Source organism: Mesorhizobium sp., assembly GCF_024509055.1.
Classification (GTDB): Bacteria; Pseudomonadota; Alphaproteobacteria; order Rhizobiales; family Rhizobiaceae; genus Mesorhizobium.
Window position 1 is genome coordinate 1 of sequence record NZ_JANINM010000083.1, and the last position, 16,230, is coordinate 16,230.

Annotated in this window: 17 protein-coding genes; 8 read left to right on the plus strand and 9 right to left on the minus strand. The window is 63.4% G+C overall.

The features are described from left to right. Positions 1-208 precede the first annotated feature (208 nt). Complete coding sequence (locus tag Q0L57_RS05065; protein ID WP_296738956.1) at positions 209-1,009, minus strand: hypothetical protein; 801 nt, start codon at positions 1,007-1,009, stop codon at positions 209-211. Between the two features lie 247 nt (positions 1,010-1,256). On the opposite strand from Q0L57_RS05065, the gene Q0L57_RS05070 reads away from it, so the two are divergent. After that, positions 1,257-2,099 (plus strand): hypothetical protein, encoded by an 843-nt coding sequence (locus Q0L57_RS05070; protein ID WP_296738959.1) that lies wholly within the window; start codon positions 1,257-1,259, stop codon positions 2,097-2,099. Between the two features lie 86 nt (positions 2,100-2,185). Beyond that, on the plus strand, positions 2,186-2,893 hold the full coding sequence (locus Q0L57_RS05075) for a hypothetical protein (protein WP_296738962.1): 708 nt from the start codon (positions 2,186-2,188) through the stop codon (positions 2,891-2,893). 18 nt (positions 2,894-2,911) lie between these two features. Here the strand turns inward: Q0L57_RS05075 and Q0L57_RS05080 are convergent, their stop codons facing one another. The 3 genes from Q0L57_RS05080 to Q0L57_RS05090 are packed head-to-tail and all read right to left on the minus strand — an operon-like array spanning position 2,912 to position 6,271. After that, positions 2,912-3,451 carry a Mov34/MPN/PAD-1 family protein gene (locus tag Q0L57_RS05080; RefSeq protein ID WP_296738965.1) on the minus strand — a complete coding sequence of 180 codons (540 nt, stop codon included), beginning with the start codon at positions 3,449-3,451 and terminating at the stop codon, positions 2,912-2,914. Then, positions 3,448-5,178 carry a ThiF family adenylyltransferase gene (locus Q0L57_RS05085; protein ID WP_296738968.1) on the minus strand — a complete coding sequence of 577 codons (1,731 nt, stop codon included), beginning with the start codon at positions 5,176-5,178 and terminating at the stop codon, positions 3,448-3,450. The genes Q0L57_RS05080 and Q0L57_RS05085 overlap by 4 nt, the downstream gene beginning before the upstream one ends. Then, positions 5,126-6,271 carry a CBASS cGAMP synthase gene (locus Q0L57_RS05090; RefSeq protein WP_296738971.1) on the minus strand — a complete coding sequence of 382 codons (1,146 nt, stop codon included), beginning with the start codon at positions 6,269-6,271 and terminating at the stop codon, positions 5,126-5,128. Before Q0L57_RS05090 ends, Q0L57_RS05085 begins: the two co-directional genes overlap by 53 nt. A gap of 191 nt (positions 6,272-6,462) precedes the next feature. Here Q0L57_RS05090 and Q0L57_RS05095 point away from each other — a divergent pair, with 191 nt between their 5' ends. Continuing rightward, positions 6,463-7,443 carry a CBASS cGAMP-activated phospholipase gene (locus Q0L57_RS05095; protein WP_296738974.1) on the plus strand — a complete coding sequence of 327 codons (981 nt, stop codon included), beginning with the start codon at positions 6,463-6,465 and terminating at the stop codon, positions 7,441-7,443. Between the two features lie 66 nt (positions 7,444-7,509). Here Q0L57_RS05095 and Q0L57_RS05100 read toward each other — a convergent pair whose 3' ends face one another. The 3 genes from Q0L57_RS05100 to Q0L57_RS05110 all read right to left on the minus strand — a co-directional run bounded on the left by Q0L57_RS05100 (position 7,510) and on the right by Q0L57_RS05110 (position 10,596). Beyond that, positions 7,510-9,729, minus strand: coding sequence for a hypothetical protein (locus tag Q0L57_RS05100; RefSeq protein WP_296738978.1), 2,220 nt, complete (start codon positions 9,727-9,729; stop codon positions 7,510-7,512). After that, positions 9,726-10,163 carry a hypothetical protein gene (locus tag Q0L57_RS05105; protein ID WP_296738981.1) on the minus strand — a complete coding sequence of 146 codons (438 nt, stop codon included), beginning with the start codon at positions 10,161-10,163 and terminating at the stop codon, positions 9,726-9,728. Before Q0L57_RS05105 ends, Q0L57_RS05100 begins: the two co-directional genes overlap by 4 nt. Before the next feature lie 196 nt (positions 10,164-10,359). Continuing rightward, on the minus strand, positions 10,360-10,596 hold the full coding sequence (locus Q0L57_RS05110; RefSeq protein WP_296738984.1) for a helix-turn-helix transcriptional regulator: 237 nt from the start codon (positions 10,594-10,596) through the stop codon (positions 10,360-10,362). 73 nt (positions 10,597-10,669) lie between these two features. Between Q0L57_RS05110 and Q0L57_RS05115 the strand changes: the two genes are divergently transcribed. The 5 genes from Q0L57_RS05115 to Q0L57_RS05135 all read left to right on the plus strand — a co-directional run bounded on the left by Q0L57_RS05115 (position 10,670) and on the right by Q0L57_RS05135 (position 15,088). Then, positions 10,670-11,530, plus strand: a complete 861-nt coding sequence (locus Q0L57_RS05115) for a hypothetical protein (RefSeq protein ID WP_296738987.1) — start codon at positions 10,670-10,672, stop codon at positions 11,528-11,530. A gap of 99 nt (positions 11,531-11,629) precedes the next feature. After that, positions 11,630-12,106, plus strand: coding sequence for a hypothetical protein (locus Q0L57_RS05120; RefSeq protein WP_296738989.1), 477 nt, complete (start codon positions 11,630-11,632; stop codon positions 12,104-12,106). Between the two features lie 103 nt (positions 12,107-12,209). Next, positions 12,210-12,386: a hypothetical protein gene (locus tag Q0L57_RS05125; protein ID WP_296738992.1), complete on the plus strand. Its 177-nt coding sequence runs from the start codon at positions 12,210-12,212 to the stop codon at positions 12,384-12,386. 1 nt (position 12,387) lies between these two features. Beyond that, positions 12,388-14,634 (plus strand): AAA family ATPase, encoded by a 2,247-nt coding sequence (locus Q0L57_RS05130; protein ID WP_296738995.1) that lies wholly within the window; start codon positions 12,388-12,390, stop codon positions 14,632-14,634. Positions 14,635-14,686: 52 nt separating this feature from the next. Beyond that, positions 14,687-15,088, plus strand: coding sequence for a hypothetical protein (locus Q0L57_RS05135; RefSeq protein WP_296738998.1), 402 nt, complete (start codon positions 14,687-14,689; stop codon positions 15,086-15,088). A gap of 63 nt (positions 15,089-15,151) precedes the next feature. Here Q0L57_RS05135 and Q0L57_RS05140 read toward each other — a convergent pair whose 3' ends face one another. Beyond that, a complete protein-coding gene (locus Q0L57_RS05140) occupies positions 15,152-15,436 on the minus strand; it encodes a hypothetical protein (protein WP_296739002.1) in 285 nt (94 codons plus the stop codon). 25 nt (positions 15,437-15,461) lie between these two features. Further along, a complete protein-coding gene (locus Q0L57_RS05145) occupies positions 15,462-16,220 on the minus strand; it encodes an MBL fold metallo-hydrolase (RefSeq protein WP_296739004.1) in 759 nt (252 codons plus the stop codon). Between the last annotated feature and the right edge of the window lie 10 nt (positions 16,221-16,230).

A 16,230-nucleotide genomic window follows, 5' to 3' on the forward strand; every position in this document is an offset into this window, starting at 1 on the left:
AAATGCGGCATAGGTGCAAGCCTATCGGGGGTTCGAATCCCTCCCTCTCCGCCACTTAACTACGACGTGCGAAAAACCCTATAAAACAAGGGGCGCCGAGAGCCACCGGATTCGTCGGTGGAGAACCGCAGTGTAGAACCGCGATCGGGCCAGATTGCCATCTTTCGTCGCCTCGAGGAAGCCCCCGATCCCGGTGATCCGCCCGCGCTCAGCCGGGTTCGTCTTCGTCCGCCGCCCCCTCCTCGATCTTGTGGGCCGCCAGTCCGATGCCGTTGTGAGAGCCGCAGCGGCACCGCCAATGCGTTCCCGATTTCAGTTCGTGCGGCCAAAGGGGAAATCTCTCGGAACAGCCCTCGGAAGGACATCCGACCAGGGTCACCTTCGGTTTGAACTCGACCACGCCGCCGGGGTGCGCGACCACCGTGTAGGTCGCCTTGCACTCGAAGCATTCGGCCTCGATTTCGGTCTTGCCGTGCGGAATGCGTTTGCGGACCGGCCGTCGGCAGGCCTCGTTCATGCATTCGGCGAGCAGGGCGAAATCGCCCAGCGTGACGTTGTGGACCGGCGAGCTGAGCACGGCTTCCAGCGTCGCCACGACCGCCTCGCACCTGGACCGCAGTTTCGCCGGATCGGCGATCTTGCCGGTTTCGAGTTGCTCCAGCGAGGGCATGTGCAGATGCGAGCCGATCGCGTCGTAGTGCGTCTTGATGTCCTTGAGGGTGAGCACCTGGTCGGTCCCGAGAGTTTCCATGTTCTCGGCCGGCTTTCCGTATTCGGACTCGATTCCGACGGCGATGGTCGATGTCATTCCGATCGACGGATCGATGTCGACCAGCACGGCCATCAGCTTGCGTGGCTGCCACGTCCTGTATTCTTCCGGCGGAATTTCGTCCTTGAACGCAAGCGCCCGGTCGTAGGTCACCGCCTCCATGGCATCGCGCAGTTCCAGCGCGGCGTAGCGCAGTCGGTAGACATCCAGGGTCGCGAGTTCGGCCTTGGCGCGTGACAAGGATTCTCGCGCCGAGTGCCGATAGTTGGGAAGGCCGATCATCGCTCGAACCGTTCGTTTTGAAACGCCTCAAGCAAGCCTGGCACGATTCGGTCCGACCGTCATGCCGGGGACCTTGTGGCCCGCGCTGCGCCCAAGTCGCATCTGCGGATTCGCGTCGCGGGCGCGCGAGGCCGGCGGAGCGACGATGGACAAACCGTGATATGCCGGATCGATTGTCCGCCCGATCGATCGCCGCGAGCTTCATTTGACCGATACCGAGAAAGACGAAGATGTCCTTCGGCCGTTCGCCGATCTGATCGGCCGCGAATTCATCGAGTTCCTCTTCGATAGGGCGCCCCGCAAAGTGGTGTCCAGAATCGTCAAGTCGATGGACCACTTCGTCAAGGCGCAGAAGCTGGGCGGCACCGACGACGAGATGGGAGTCATAAGATGCATCGCGGGCGAGGAGGAGCTCGTCGTCGCGATCTTCGAATGGCTCAAGCTCAACTCGGACCGACTGCCGGCGCATGGCGATTTCATCGGCAAGTACAAGAACCACCGCGTGAAGCTGGCCTTCTACCCGGTGCTGTCGCAGTTCAGGTCCGTCCTGAGCGACATGATCAGGCACGGCATCACGTTTCCCGGGTTCGAGCAGGTGCTGCTGATGAAGATCGATCCTTCGATCGACGATGGGCGACTTGTCTTGCGGCTGGCCTCGAGCCGACCCGGCGCGGCCGACGCGTCGATCCCGCTCAATCCGTTGAACATATCGGTGTCCCGCGAGGACCTCGATCATGACGAGATCGCCGAGGAGCTCTATCGCGACTTCGAAGAGGAGGTCCGCGAGAACAACGGCATGAGTGTCCGCGAGTTCGTGACTGCCCGGGCCGAGTTTCGCAATCTGCTGCTGTACGCCGGAGACGGAGGGCATCACGCGATGGGCGAAACGCTGTCCGACCTGATGCCGATGTTCAGGAGAACCTACCGGGACTTGCTGTGGACGCTCTGCGTGCTCGTCGGCAACGCGCCGTCGAGCAAGGAATGGGGCTTGGTGAGCCAGTTCATCGACCTCTATCGACGGGTGCTCGTCGAGGCGAAACTGGTGTGAGCTCGGGCCGGTCCGACCGCTCGCAGACGAAGGAGGCGGGTACCGCCATGGGCTGTCACTTCCTGTTGGATCGGAGTCGCTGGACGATGGCGGCGCTGCACCACTTCGAGGCCTGGGAGCGCGAGGAGCGGGAGATCTTTGCGCGGATGGTGCCGCGCGTGACCGGCGAAGGAATCGTTCTCGCCGGCGCCTATTATCGCGTCGCGCGGCATTTTCCGAAGGATCGCCGACAGGCCTTGATCGGCATCATCGAAAGCGTGGTCCCTGTCGAAGGGGCGGCCGAGCGGCGTTTCGACGGATTCGTACGGTCGGTCAGGAGTCTCGCGAAGGGGATGGCGACGGCTCCCGCGGAGGGCGAGCGCGCTCTGAGGCCGATCAGCGGGATGTCCAAATTCCTCTGGTATCGGTTCCCCCTTCACGGCTTCATCTACGATTCTCGCGTGCTTGCGGCCGTGTGCAGCAACGGGCTCACCGTCAGGTTCGATGCGATGATCGACGATTTCGGCGGGCGGCCGTCCGACTCCGGCGAGTGGAATTTCCTGATCGCCGCCGCGAGCTACCGGACTTTCGCTCTGCCTCTTCACGCGCTGGTCGCGGAAGTCTTCGAAGGACTCGGTCTGCAGGCTGAAAGAGCGGCAAGGTTGATCGACACGCTGTTCTGGCTCGAGGGCGGTGCACCCGGCTCGACAAGGCAGCCTGCGGAGGAGGCCGGGCGCCGGACGGCGCGCGAGGTGGGTATTGAAGCATTCCGTCGTTGCGAGCAGACGGTGGCGGATCTGATGCGTCACGCGTGATCCGAAATGTCCCTTCCGTTATTCCTGGCCCTCGGCCGCCGCGCCGGTCGTCGCGCGCGGCCCCTTGGATCCGGAGATCAGGGCCCGCGGAGTGCCGCCGGGCGTGGTCGCCACGACGTTCATCTTCGTCAGTCGACCTTCGTAACCCAAGCCGCAATAGACGGCCGCGCTTCCGGCGATCACGAAAACGAGCGGATCGCTCCTGCGCCGAGCCATCTCATTGGCCCAGGTGTTGCGATCGACGCCTGACGGGGTCGGAACTTCTTCGGGGTGCGTGTGCCATTCGCCGACGAAATTCACGGTTCGACCGCTTGTCTGCCAGGCCGCTAGGGCGGCGCGCTGGTGGCCTGGGTCGCGGCGGACGAAACCGAAGCGGCTACGCCGATCTTGGCGCATGGGTACGGTGCAGTCCAGAATCTCGACATGCGGACCACGATGGCATCCGAGCAATATACCGCCCGCCTCCAGGTTCGATTCGGGAGGCGCGACGAAACGCGTCATCTTGCCGACCACTTCATCCGAGAAGATCACTAGATGACCGCCCGCAAGGAAGATCATTGTCGGACGTTACCGCATGCAGGGCACGTCTCGATACGCTTCGGACTTCCGTCCTTGACGTGATTTGCGCGGTGGCGGTCGAGCGTGATCGACCGCCACTTGGGGCCGGCGCCGCCGTTCGCCCAATCGAGCGCCATATCGCAAATGAGACCCGCCGCAATCGTTGCTCGCGAGACCGGAAACGGAATGTAGTGGGCGTCGCCGCATGCCAGATTGCGTCCCGTCTCGATCTGAACGTCGCTGCGCATGATCTGGAATCTCGGCGGGCCGGCCAGTTCGACTTTCAGGCATTTGAAGCAGGCGAGATCGGGATCGCCGGCAAGGAAGGCGACGGCTGCGGCGCCGTTTCCTTGCAACCAGCCGAACAGGACCGGCGGGAAGTTCGGACGGCCGTTCACGGCGAGTTCGTTGATGGCGATCGACAGCGATTCCTCGCCGGTCGCCTCGATGACCAGGTCTTGCCTGCGAAGAAGGCTGGTGTCGTCCATGATCGAACGGGGAATGCTGGTGATATCGAGATAGGGAAGTTGTTCGCGAAGCAGGTCTGCGCAGCCGTCGGCTTTGTTCCGGTCGAGATACGGCGCTCCGAGCAGATGACGTCCCAGATTAGCGCCCTTCAGCTTGTCGTTGTCGACCAAGGTGAGTGTCCCGCCGCCGGCGCCGGCGCCGCTTTGCGCGAGGTTTTGCGCCAGGAAACCTCCGACCGCGCCGCAACCGACGACCAGTATCCTCCTGCCGGCCAGATTGTTCATCGCACCCATGTTCCTCGAGAAGACGTATTCCTCGTCGACCGGTACGCCGACATAGCCGGAGATCTTCACGGCGCCCTGGATATACTGCAGCGTCTCGCGGAGATGGGCGCGCCGGTTCTTCAGAATTTCCGGCGTCCTGTATGCGGGGGCGATCTCGGCCGACACGAAGAAGCGGCCGTTCGGCGCCGAAAGGCAGATCCACTGCCGATGCCCTTGCGAGCGGGCGAACGCTTCCTCGACCGCGCCGATCGCCGAAGGCGCTGCACCGTTCATCCAGGAATTCAATTCCGCGAGATTCTTGGGTGGCCAGGACTGTTTCGGATCGAACGACAGTGCCGGCACGCGCAGGACGGGACACAGGATTCCCTCGGGATCCTTGCCTCCATTCCACTTGTGCAGGCGGAGAAAGCGGGAGGCGCCGTCGGACACCAAGATCGTTTCGCGGTCGGAACGGCGGTCGAACCTCAGGATCTGGATCTTCGCGTCGCCTTCGAATGTCGGCGGCAGATCCATCAACACGGTGCCGTCGGCCCAATAGGCGCCGAACTCGCCGATCAGATCTTCGTCGAGGCGCCCCCGAACGGCATCCCGCAGCACCTTGTCGGCCTGTTCGAGGCACTGGATGATCGTTTCGGCGGGCCTGTACCTGTCGAGCACGATCGCTTTTCCGTCCAGGTAGCAAAACGTGCCATCCGACCGAAGGACATGCGGAATCTGACCCTTGGACCCGGCTTCGGGATCGACGAGCCGGATGACCGGCGGCGCCACGAAATCGAGGTCCGTCACGGTGATCACCACCGGGATCCTCAATCCCGTTTCGTCTAGGACGCCTCGGTAGCGCAGACCCGAACCCGAGTGATCCCGCACGAACCGGCGTTGGCGTAGCGCGTCGTGAACGCCTCGAACGGACCGCGTCCGCTTGTCAGGCACTTGTGGACTTGCCGACGACGGGAGCGGCCGAGATCCTGCGCTCATGCGATTTCACTTCCGCATGGGCGGCCTTGGTGACGTCGACGAGGTCCGGGCGGCTCGGGATACGCTTGCCGAACAGGCCCTTCAGTCGGGTGACGGCGTCCTGCGGGTCGAAGCATTTCTCGACGATCCAGCCTAGCTCGGCCGCGAGGCCTTCGGCCGCTTCGATCGCTACGCGCCTGTCCTCATCGCCGAGGCGGCAGTCGATCTTCTCATCCGGATCCGTAGGGTTCTCGACGGGGCCGGCCAGCAGCACCGGAAGGCGTCGGGCGACCAGCAGCAGCGCCGCGTCGTCACGCTCGGGGACGTTCGGCCGGCCGAAATCGTCGAACGCCCGCCAGGCGCAGACCATGAGCAGGATCGACGAAACGCGGTCGAGACGAGGCTGGTTGTGGTCGCGCCAGGCCTTCAGGTAGCGGCAGATGCGGCGGAGCCTCTCGCCATAGACGACGACGGCTTCGAGGAACCAGTCGTTGATCTGGCGTGGGTCCGAAGCCACCCAGTCTTCCTCGCGATGAGCCAGCAGCACGCAGTCGGACGGCAGGGCATCCCAGCGGTCGATGCTGTCCGCCCGCGCGTCGAGAGCGCCGTCGAACGTTCTGGCCTGCGCGGCCTTTTCCAGCCGTTCGAACTCGGCATCGGGGATCGCGTAGAGCGGAATGTCGATGTGCGCGTATTCCGATATGACCAGCCGCGCACAGGTCGGCTTCCTGACGAAGGTCCAGCCCTCGGCTTTCGCCAGAGCCTGCAGCGCGCGGTCGACGATGGCGAAGAAGGCGGCTGCGGCGACCGACGGCTTGGCGCCCTGGACGAAAGTCATGGGCAGGTAGGTGCCGTCGTCCAGGTCCATCTGCTGCGGAGGCGTCCAGGCGGGATCGTTGATCGTCCTGTAGGCGAAGCTGCCCTGGGTGAAGAAACGCGGCCGGACCGTGAAGCCGACATCGGCCTTGCTGGCCTTGACGAACTCGCCTCGCAGGCATTGTCGGATCTTCGTCCGCGCCGCCCTCAACTCGGCGTGGCACTCCTCGGTGATCTGCAGATTGCTGAGGAACGACGTTTCGCCGCGGCGGTATAGCAGTCGGGATATGTTGGCCATCGAATCCTTTCCCTCAATGAAACCGAGGGAGGATTTGAGCTGGGCGTCGCCCAAGTCGCACAACCGCGCGGTTAACGAAGTCTACCCTGAGTCGCTAAAATCTTGCAGAACATAAATCGAACATCCATATGGGAAACCGGGATCACCGGTTCAACGGCAGGTCGTGGAATATTGCATTCTGGGGAATTTTGATGACGTTTCAGATACTTGCCCTTAGCGGGGGCGGCTACCGGGGCCTATTCACAAGCGCGATCCTCACGAAGCTCGAAGAGCAGGCGGGAAGGCCGCTCGCAGAATGTTTCGACTTGATTGCCGGCACGTCGATCGGCGGCGTGATCGCCCTCGGCCTGGCCCTCGGCAAGAGTGCCGGATCGATCCGGACGATGTTTCTCGACCACGGCGAGGAAATCTTCACCCGGGGTGAACCGCCCCGGTCGCGGCTGGAGAGGTACAGGGCTCTCTACTCCCAATGGCGTCGTCCCAAATACGACGGCACCGTGCTGCGGGACAGGATCGAGGCCGTCGTCGGCAAGGACACCCGGCTCGGCGACGCCCGGACGCGGCTTCTCATTCCCTCCGTCAACATGACGAAGGGCAGCGTCCAGATGTTCAAGACGGCGCACCATCCGAATTACATGAACGACTACAAGCTGTCGGCGGCGGACGTCGCGATGGCGACCGCGGCGGCCCCGTTGTACTTTCCGATGGCTCGTGTCGAGAACAGCAATTTCATCGACGGCGGCGTGGTCGCCAACGCTCCGGACATGTGCGCCGTCCACGAAGCGGTTCATTTCCTGGATCAGAAGATGGAGGACATTAGCGTCCTCAGCGTCGGCACCACGACGAGCAAGTTCTCGTTGCCGAGCTCGCTCGGCCGGGACTTCGGGCAGAAGCTTTGGCTCGAAAACGGCCGGCTGGTTTCCACCATCCTGTCGTCGCAGCAGCAACTGGTCGACTTCATGCTGAAGCATCAGCTTGGCGACCGGTATGTCAGGTTCGACGAGCAGCCGTCGCACGAACAGACGGCCGACCTCGGGCTGGATCTCGCGACGGCGAGTCGCCGCCAAACTCTGCTCGGCATGGCCGACGGTTGCTATCAGTCGTTGAGCAACAATCCGAAGGTCATCGAGATGCTGGCGTACCGCCGGCCGGAGCCGTCGTTTCATCACTAGACCGCGGGCGGCGACCAGGATGGAAGAGGCCGTCGTCGGAAACCTCGATCGGCGTCACGCCCGACCCTAAAAGCTGAACTCCGTGGCGATGCGATCGAAGACGCCGTCCACCAAAGTGCCGCAGCGTACGCGACGCAGGCTGGCGTCCACCGCGATCCCCTCTCCATGCGGACGCCAAAGCGGTTGAAACTTGTCGGAGGTGGAATTCATGTAGCCGAGATAAAAGTCGCACTGCAGCTTGCCGCGATCGCCGATGAACTCGCGGTAACCGAGGCTCGGATGTCCTCCTGTCCATTGTCCGGCAAACTGCTGCTGATCGGGGAATGTGTAGACTCCGAGCGGACCATATCGACCGGCTTCATGCATGCCCGCATAGGAGGACCGAAGACTGGGAGTGATCTCCTCCGAAAACAGATAGAGTCGGAGGACACCGAGACCGTCGGCCTCGTTGCCCGCGGCTTCTCCGGTGTACTCGTCGTGGCTGTTCCATATCTTGGCGATCAGTGGTCTTGCGGTTCCTTTCGAGCCGTTTTCGACTCTCAGAATTTTGGCCCCCTCATTGAGCCGTCCTGCATGGGTCTTGGCGATCGCGCCGCCCAATGCGACACGGACCTGCTCGGACATTTCGTATGCTTGTTCGGCGGCACTCCGCGCTTCCTTTGCCTTCTCGAGCGCCAATTGAAGCAAGCCATTGAACCTCGGCGCATGTCGTTCGATCGCCGCGCTCAGGTCGTCGTAGAACCGTCCTTCCACGATGCGGGGCCGCCAGGTCGAGGGTGCGGGAGCCGCCTGCGACGCATCAGAGCCCTCGCCGGACCGCGCGCCCTCTGCGATCTCGCCGAAGCGATCGACCAGAAACGCGCGAAGGGCTTCGGCGGAGGCGCGGGCTGCGAACGGCTTGAAGCGGTCATCCTTTTTCGGATCGGCGTGATCCATCACGCCCTTGATCACGATCCATTCCTCGACGCCGCTCGCGCGTGCGACCTCGCCGATCGCCGCCGCTTCCATCTCCAGACCCAGGATAGTGCGCATGCCCATACGCTTGAGCCTGTTCCAGGTCAGCCCATCCTTCACGACCACATTGCCGCTTGCGATCGGTCCGGTCTTGATGGCGAGGGGAAGCGTCAGCGGTGGATCGACGTCCATCACTATCGATCGCTCCACCTCCGCCTTTCCTGCGGCGGTCAAGCGGAGCGCCGATCCGTCGATGCTCAACAAGCCCTGCTTTTCCAGCTCGCCGATGGCCGTCTGCCACTCCCCTGTGCCGAAGTAGCGTTTGCGGGCGGGATGGTTCCGCGGATTGTCGCCGCCGAGAAGGCGTTCGAGCAGCCAATAGCGCGCATCCTGCGCGGTGGGACGACCATAGCTCGGTAGATCTTCCGGCTTCAGGGTCTCCGCTGCTCTCAGCCATCTCGCGGATATCGGAGATTGACGGTGGTCGCCGACGAATCCATCGGCGTCGAGCTTACCTTCGTCGTACTGATAGGCCAGTTCCGATACGACGATGTCACCGAGCGCGAGGTCGCCGGGATTGCCTGCGCAAACGCCGCACATCACCAGGCACTTCGGTTGGAGCCTTTCGACCAGCACCGTCGCGACGTGTCCGGTGCGATTGGCGCCCATTCTGGTCGGCTTGGCGATGGCGACGACGAAGAGAGGAACGTTGTTTCGGAAAAAGACGCCGACCTCATGCGGCGCGCTGGAAATCGTCTTTTGATCGTTCCACTCCCGCACGCCGTCGCCGGTGGTGGAAGCTGCCGAGAACGCCGACTTCGCTGCGTCGAATTCCTCCCGAATTGCCGTGATCAGCACGACATCTACGGCGTAGGTCTTGGGAGCCGCGTTGCGTGCTTTCGCCTTTCGCGTGAGCTCGAAATGTCCCTTGGTCAATTGACTGGTCCAGTAGTTTCCTCTCAACGCCTCAGAGTCTGAATAGAAGCGGAGGATTGCGGCACCTTTGTAAGGGCCCTCGGCGTCGGACCCGATCGCTTTGGGATCGACTTCGTAGAGGTAGTGAAGCACTGGGCTTCCGGACTTTTCGCGACCGAGCTGCGCCAGCAGCGTATGGGAGTCGGATCCCTTCGAATGGACCTCCATACTGATGCGACCGAAATCCTGACGGATTATCGCGGATGCCGTTACCTTTCCTGCGCGCTCCCCACGATGCCAATGGATATCCATCGTCCACTCGCCGGATATGTCGGGCAACGTCGCGTCGCTCGAAGAAGCCGAAAGCGGCGAATCCAACGAGTTGTTGTTCTGGGCCGCGTCTTCGTCGGGTGTCATGGTTCGGCGCTGATTTCCTTGCCGCGGTGGAATACGGCCACGCCGTAGCGGGGGCTGGCCACTCCGGTCGCGATGATGCCCGCCAGCGTCGACCCGAAGAGTGCGGCCACGTAGCGGCCTCCGACGCGACGGATCGGGTCGACGCCGAGACCCGCGACGATGGGCGGAGAGAAATACAGCGACACTCGCGTGAGATCGAGTTCGGGCGACAGGACGTGGAAGCCGTCATGGAGCTCGCTCGTCTGATGGGATATTTCGACGAGGCAGTCGAGCGTGGACCGTCGATCCGGCAGGAAGCGCGTTTGCCTCAGTGGTACGGTGGGCAGGTCGTCGGGCGCAGAACTCACCAGAAGGCCGACCCCTGAAAATGAATTTCCCGCCTCGTCGCGCACTTCGCGTAACAACGTGTGTAGCCGGGAGAGTATCTCTGCCAAGCCAAACCCTCTCTCGTTCGCACTTCAAAGTAGCGCGGGCGTTTGAACGTGGCTACACCCGCTTGCCGCGCCTGCCAACATCGGCATCGCGCAATTCGACGAGATCATCTCTCCAGCTTCGACGTCGGTAGCACGAACTTCGTCGCGAGCGCTTCATCATCGTGCCTCGGAGCGCCAAGCCCGCTCGCGCGTTCGATCATTTCTTCGGATCGCGATATCGGAGTCCGACGCCCTGCCGGCCTTCGAACAGAAATTCGATTCCGTGTTTCTCCAGCGCGCCGCGCAGCTTCGCCATGATGCGTTCCGACCGCGGCTGGTCCGAGTTTTCGAGGCGAATCATCGTCCGGCGGGCAATGCCGGCCTCGTCGGCCAGCTGTTCTTGAGACAGGCCGACCCACGCTCGGGCAGCTCTGATTTGGAAGATGTTAACCACGAATTGGCACTCTTGGTGACAAATTTAGAAGGTCGTGCGATGATGCTTCTACGTTCGAAGCAAGGAGCATCTTATGACCACGTCTCTCGACACTGCACCGCTTGTCTCGCCCGCCGCCATCGCCCGCGCGGCACGCACGGTGATCTCCAACGCCATGGCGGGCGACTTTCCGATCGACCCGGTCATCGGACCGGAATTGTCGAAGTCGTTTTCGATCATCAACAGCGTGGTCAAGCGCCATGGCTTGCTGCTCCAGAAGAGTCTCGCCGACGCGCTCGCGGCGAGCGGCCGCTTCGAGGTTATGACGGAAGTGGCGCTGCCGATTACGGAGGCCGCGAACGACCTGCTGACCTCGCAGAATTCCGATCGTGATCTGGCCAAGATCAAGTTGAAGGCCGATTCGAACACGGTCCGCATGGTGACGGTCGATTTGATCGTTGTCGATACGGAAAGCGGACGGGCTGGGGTGTACGACGTGAAGCGGGGCAACGGAGCGACCGAATCCGGAAGGCGCCGGCCCATCGAGCTTGGCCTGCGTGCCTCTCGCCTGGTGCTGGCATCCTTCCTGTCGAAGCACGGTATGGAGGGTATCAACTCCGTGACGAGCGCGATCATCGACTATTACGGTGGCTCGGGGTTCAGCAAGGAATTGAAGCTGACCCGCGACGAGCTCGATGAACACTTCGGCGTGCCGGTGGTCGAGACGATCGATGCGATGACCGCCGAGCTCAACCGGGCGCTGCTCGACGAGGTTCAGGCCCTGATGATGCCGGCGCTGGCGAATCTGCCCCGAGCCACGAGCAAACGGTCCGACCGTGTCGACTTCGCGGTCGTTCAGGATACGCCGGCCCTGGACGACAAGGCTCGCGAGAACGCCATCGGACGGGTTCTCAATGCCCGCCCGAGCGGCTTCGGACCCTGGCGCACGGTTTAGCCGTCCGGGACGACCACTCACCACCAACGACCTCACACGATCCACATCCGCGAAGGAACGTCAACGCGCCCGCTTCGGCGCGAACGGAGAAGGCATGTCATGAGCAAGAGCAGGAAGCAGAAGTCCCTCAGCGAGTCGGCGGCGGCCATCGCCGCGGCCGGGCCGTACCCCTTCGAGTTGTGGCGGCTGATTCCGGCGGAGGAATTCGACAAGCATCGGAAATACGCCGTCGGAGCCTATCTGGCTACTTGTGCCGCCGGCGACGTCGAGTGGCGCCGGGCGATCGCCGGCGACGAGACGTGCGCGGTCCGCATCGCGCTGCGCATGCAGGTCCCGGACGACATTTCCTACCCGGTGGACGCGAGGATGACGCTGCTGGTCTACGCCGCGCTCAACGGCGGTGCGGCCGCGGCGCTCACGCTGGCCAACCTTCTGCGCCGGATGCCGCTCGACGCTCAGGACAAGAACGTTCTGGCGAATTCTTGGCTCGCTCGCAACGCCCGGATGGCCGCGCAGGATGCCTCGGAGCTCCGTCGGCGTCTCCTGGGCGAGATGTACCACGACAACGGGCTCTGAGAATGACGCGTCAGGTCGACCTCACACGCGGCAGGCACAAACCGCCCCTGCATGAGCGGGCACGTCCGCCACCAGCATAACGCGCCTTTCCCCAGGCGCCATCATGATCCCCATCACCGACGAGAAGACCAACATGCTGACCGACTTTTCCACCCTTCGCACGCGGATCGCCGAAGTCGCGCCGTCCGCAAGCGGCGTCCCGTACGATCTGGAAAGCGCGCCCGACCGGCCGGCGCTGCTCGGTCCCCGCGATGCCGCGTACAGCAAGGAAGACCTCTGAGATGACCGAGCAGATCAAAGCGGCGGCCGAGGCGGAACCGCTGCATCCGGTGGGGCCGCTTGAGCTCGCGGTCTACGGGACCGACTCGCGGTCCGCTCACATCTATCGGAGCCGAACGAAGGCGCGCGCGTCGCAAGCCGAATTGCGCGCAAGCGGCGACGGGGTCGTTCAACCGATCGACGAACGGCGCGAGGCGGGAGAGGCGACGCTTGGATCTGATCGGCCGAAAGGTGGCTTTTCCACGCTCGGCCGGCTTCAGCGTGACGAAGAGGACGAAGAAGACGCGCCCGTCGGGGATGGGGCGGTCGAAGCGCCCACTCCCGGCCGGATCGCCGCCAGGCTCATGCTGGCTGGATTGTTCGACCGCGACCCCGGAGTGCTCGCGGCCTTTGCGTCGGCTGCGCCGGTGATCATCGTCGAGGTGCCGGATGAAGCCATGCACGTGCGCATCGCACGACAATGGAAAGACGTTCTGGACCTCGATTATCTGCGCTTCAAGAAGATGAAGGATTTGACGGACCTGACGTCACGCGAAGATTGCGACGCCATCGAATTCGTGTCCGCCGATCCGATCCAGTCCAAGGAACGTCGAGCTGCCGATGACCGCGCGTTCACTGCCGTGCAACTGGCGCTGCCGATCATCGCTATCGTGCCGGCGGCCGAGGGCTATCTTTCGAAGGTTCTCATCGACGCTGCGACGCACCGGCTTACTCTGCCGAAGATGAGCGCGACCATCATCGAGCGCGTCGTCCGGATCGTGACTGGCCGTCGTGCCGCGGTCGCTTTGCCGGCCGACGCCGCCGCGCGGGTCGGCATGCACGAACTGCTGCTGGCCGTCAGGTTCGATCGTTCCGCCGACGAATGCGTCGCAAATCTTCTGCGCGCCGTCGAAGCGAAGGTCGCGAAGGCCGGCTCGCGCGATCTCTCGCTGGATCAGCTTCATGGCCTCGATGAAGCCGTGGAGTGGGCAAAGAGCACCAAGCTGGATATCGAGGCGTGGAAGCGGAATGACATCTCCTGGGATGCGATCGATGCCGGAATCGTCCTCGACGGTCCTCCCGGCACCGGCAAGACGCTTTTCGCCAAACTGGCGGCGGAATTCTTCGGTTTGCCGCTGGTTGCCGTGACGCTGGCCAAGTGGCAAGGCAGCGGTGAGGGTCATCTTGGACACCTCCTGCGTGCGATGAGGAAGGACTTCGAGGACGCGCGCGCCAGGTCGACCGGAGCCGTTTTCTTCTGCGACGAACTCGATTCGTTCGCCGACCGGGCCACGATCACGCACAATCACAAGGACTATGTCGTCGAAGTCATCAATGCCTTCATCGAGCAGCTCGACGGACTGCAGGGCCGTCGCGGACTGATATTCATCGGAGCGACCAACGACGTCTCGCGCTGCGATCCCGCGATCGTCAGGGCGGGCCGACTGAATCGGATCGTCAGGATCGGTTTGCCGTCGCCGGACGACATCGAGAAGATCATGCGGGTCCGGCTGCGCGGCGATCTCAAGCACGAAGCGATCGGCGAACTCTGCCTGTTGGCGCAAGGGTCGTCCGGAGCCGACATCGAACGCGTCGTGAAGGACGCCCGGCGCTTTGCCCGGCAGGAGGGACGCGCCCTGAGGATCTCGGATCTCCGGCGCGCCGTCCTAGGAGGCGATGACGTCCTGTCGGACGAACTGCTTGCGAGGGTGGCGGCGCACGAAGCGGGCCACATCCTCGTCGCTGTGCTCGACGGTGGTCCGAAGGACATCCACGCCGTCGTCGCCAATCGAGCCGGCTCGGCGGGCTTCGTCGCGGCCAAGGGCCGCCAGCCCGAAGCCGGGACGTTGGCGGAGTATCGCAAGGTTCTGCAAGCCCTGTTGGCGGGACGGGCGGCGGAGGAGCTTCTCTGCGGTGCCGCCGGTGCCGGTAGCGGCGGCGCCCGCGAGTCGGATCTGGCCATGGCCACGCGTATCGCGGCGGCGCTGGTCGGTAGCCTCGGCCATGCGGGCCCTCACCCCCTGCTGTTCGTGGCCGAACGTCATCGCACGGATGCGATCCTGGACAGTGCGTATATGCGAGCCGCGGTTCACCAGGAACTCGCTGCGGCATTCGACGAGGTCAAGCGCGTTCTCGGCTCGCGTCGCACCGCCCTCGAGCAAGTCGCGCTGCGGCTTCGTTCGCGGCTGCGGATCGACGGTTTCGAAGTGGCCGAGATCTTGAAGCGATCCGAGGCGGTCGGCTCGTCGCGAACCGGCGGCCCGCCGTGAATCGTGCCCATCGCACCGCTTCCGAAAGTGCCCAGGGCGGCGCGAGCAATGTTTGAGCATCGAGAAGAATTCGATCGGAGCGACTTTTATGACCAGGAATGCGAAAATCGAACGTGTTCGTGCGAGGCCGGACCCCGCGCTGTGGCGCGACGACGAGTTGATGACGCTCGTCGAGGCGGCCGCCCTGTACTGGCCTGAAGGTCCCTTGACTGAGACTTCCCTGCGGACCGCGGTACGCGATGGTCGTCTTCCCATTTCGCAGATCGCGGGGAAGTTCTTCGTCACGAAGACGGCATTGCGGACATTGACCGTTTGCGAGCCCCTCCGCGAAGACATCCCGGCGCGAACGGCGCCGATCCGCGGATCCGGCGCCGGATATCTCTCGGACCTGGCACGCTTGAGGGAACTTCGGGGGGCGAAAGCGCCGGCAAAGGACGTCGTTCGCGAGACCTGAATTGACACGGTGCCCGCGCGTCCAAGCTCGCTTAGCACTGATGATCTAGCCGACCGTCGAAGGTCACGCCCGCCAGAACGGTTTTCCGTATTCGCGCATCACTTCGCATCGCGTCGCGCCGAAATCGTGAAGTTCCGCATCGGTAAGTTCGAACAGTTCACGACGATCGCTTACCCGCTGTCGCCACAACTTCAGCAGACAGAGCCCTTCCCGAGCGCAGGCGGTCGCACTGCGATGGCCGACCGCCGCGCAGACGATGGGCCCGGACTCATGAGAGGCGGGCGCGCCCAGATCGGCGGCGCCTTGCGAGAGAAGCTGGTCGGGTTGGTGGTCCACGGAACGTGGCATTTGATTGCCTCCATTGTCGCGTCGCTCAAGTCGGCCTTTCTGTCAGTTGATGATCCGACGGTCCGCTGGCGTTGACCGCTCTGATGATCTGCGCGTCGAGCGGCGTCGGTGGCGCGGTCGCAAGCAGATGGTCGACGAACTCGCGCTCGCTCTGCAGGCGAAACGCAGCGTTGTGCCGCTTCTCGAATCCGATAGTCGACCAGGGTTTGCCGCTCAGGCCTGGGATGCCCGACCAGCCGGCGCCTGCTCCGGGCAGCACCTCCACGTAGTCCGGAAGTGCGGCAAGCTTTTGCATGCTTCGGTAGAGAATGCGGGCTCCATCCTTGGCACTTGTGGCGAGTTCAGGCGTGCCGACGCCGCCGACCAGAAGCGTGTGGCCCGTGAGCACGAACCATGGTTCGTCTCCGCGAGCTCGGTCGCTGACGACGAGGCAAATGTGCTCCGGCGTGTGGCCGGGCGTATGCAGGACCTTGGCGGTGACATCTCCGACAAGAATAGCATCGCCCTCGTCGACGCCCAAAAAGGGCACGATCACATCGGCGACGGACGAAAGTACGTAGGCGGCCCCCGTGGCTTCGGCGAGTGCGCTGCCGAACGATACGTGATCGGTATGAACGTGGGTGTCGACCACGAAGGCGATCCGCATCTCGGCTTCCTTCGCCAACCGGAGATAGACGTCGGGGTCGTCGGCGGCATCCACGACCGCGCAGATGCGGTGCACGGAGCAGCCGAGCAAATAGGAAATTCCGACGGGATCGGAGTGGAGGAATTGCAGTAGGACCATAAGCGGCATT

Excerpts from the sequence above, each read along its gene's own strand:
- Q0L57_RS05075 (WP_296738962.1), top strand. The coding sequence starts at position 2,186 with ATGGCGGCGCTGCACCACTTCGAGGCCTGGGAGCGCGAGGAGCGGGAG.
- Q0L57_RS05080 (WP_296738965.1), bottom strand. The coding sequence starts at position 3,451 with ATGATCTTCCTTGCGGGCGGTCATCTAGTGATCTTCTCGGATGAAGTG.
- Q0L57_RS05085 (WP_296738968.1), bottom strand. The coding sequence starts at position 5,178 with ATGAGCGCAGGATCTCGGCCGCTCCCGTCGTCGGCAAGTCCACAAGTG.
- Q0L57_RS05090 (WP_296738971.1), bottom strand. The coding sequence starts at position 6,271 with ATGGCCAACATATCCCGACTGCTATACCGCCGCGGCGAAACGTCGTTC.
- Q0L57_RS05095 (WP_296738974.1), top strand. The coding sequence starts at position 6,463 with ATGACGTTTCAGATACTTGCCCTTAGCGGGGGCGGCTACCGGGGCCTA.
- Q0L57_RS05100 (WP_296738978.1), bottom strand. The coding sequence starts at position 9,729 with ATGACACCCGACGAAGACGCGGCCCAGAACAACAACTCGTTGGATTCG.
- Q0L57_RS05115 (WP_296738987.1), top strand. The coding sequence starts at position 10,670 with ATGACCACGTCTCTCGACACTGCACCGCTTGTCTCGCCCGCCGCCATC.
- Q0L57_RS05120 (WP_296738989.1), top strand. The coding sequence starts at position 11,630 with ATGAGCAAGAGCAGGAAGCAGAAGTCCCTCAGCGAGTCGGCGGCGGCC.
- Q0L57_RS05125 (WP_296738992.1), top strand. The coding sequence starts at position 12,210 with ATGATCCCCATCACCGACGAGAAGACCAACATGCTGACCGACTTTTCC.
- Q0L57_RS05130 (WP_296738995.1), top strand. The coding sequence starts at position 12,388 with ATGACCGAGCAGATCAAAGCGGCGGCCGAGGCGGAACCGCTGCATCCG.
- Q0L57_RS05140 (WP_296739002.1), bottom strand. The coding sequence starts at position 15,436 with ATGCCACGTTCCGTGGACCACCAACCCGACCAGCTTCTCTCGCAAGGC.
- Q0L57_RS05145 (WP_296739004.1), bottom strand. The coding sequence starts at position 16,220 with ATGGTCCTACTGCAATTCCTCCACTCCGATCCCGTCGGAATTTCCTAT.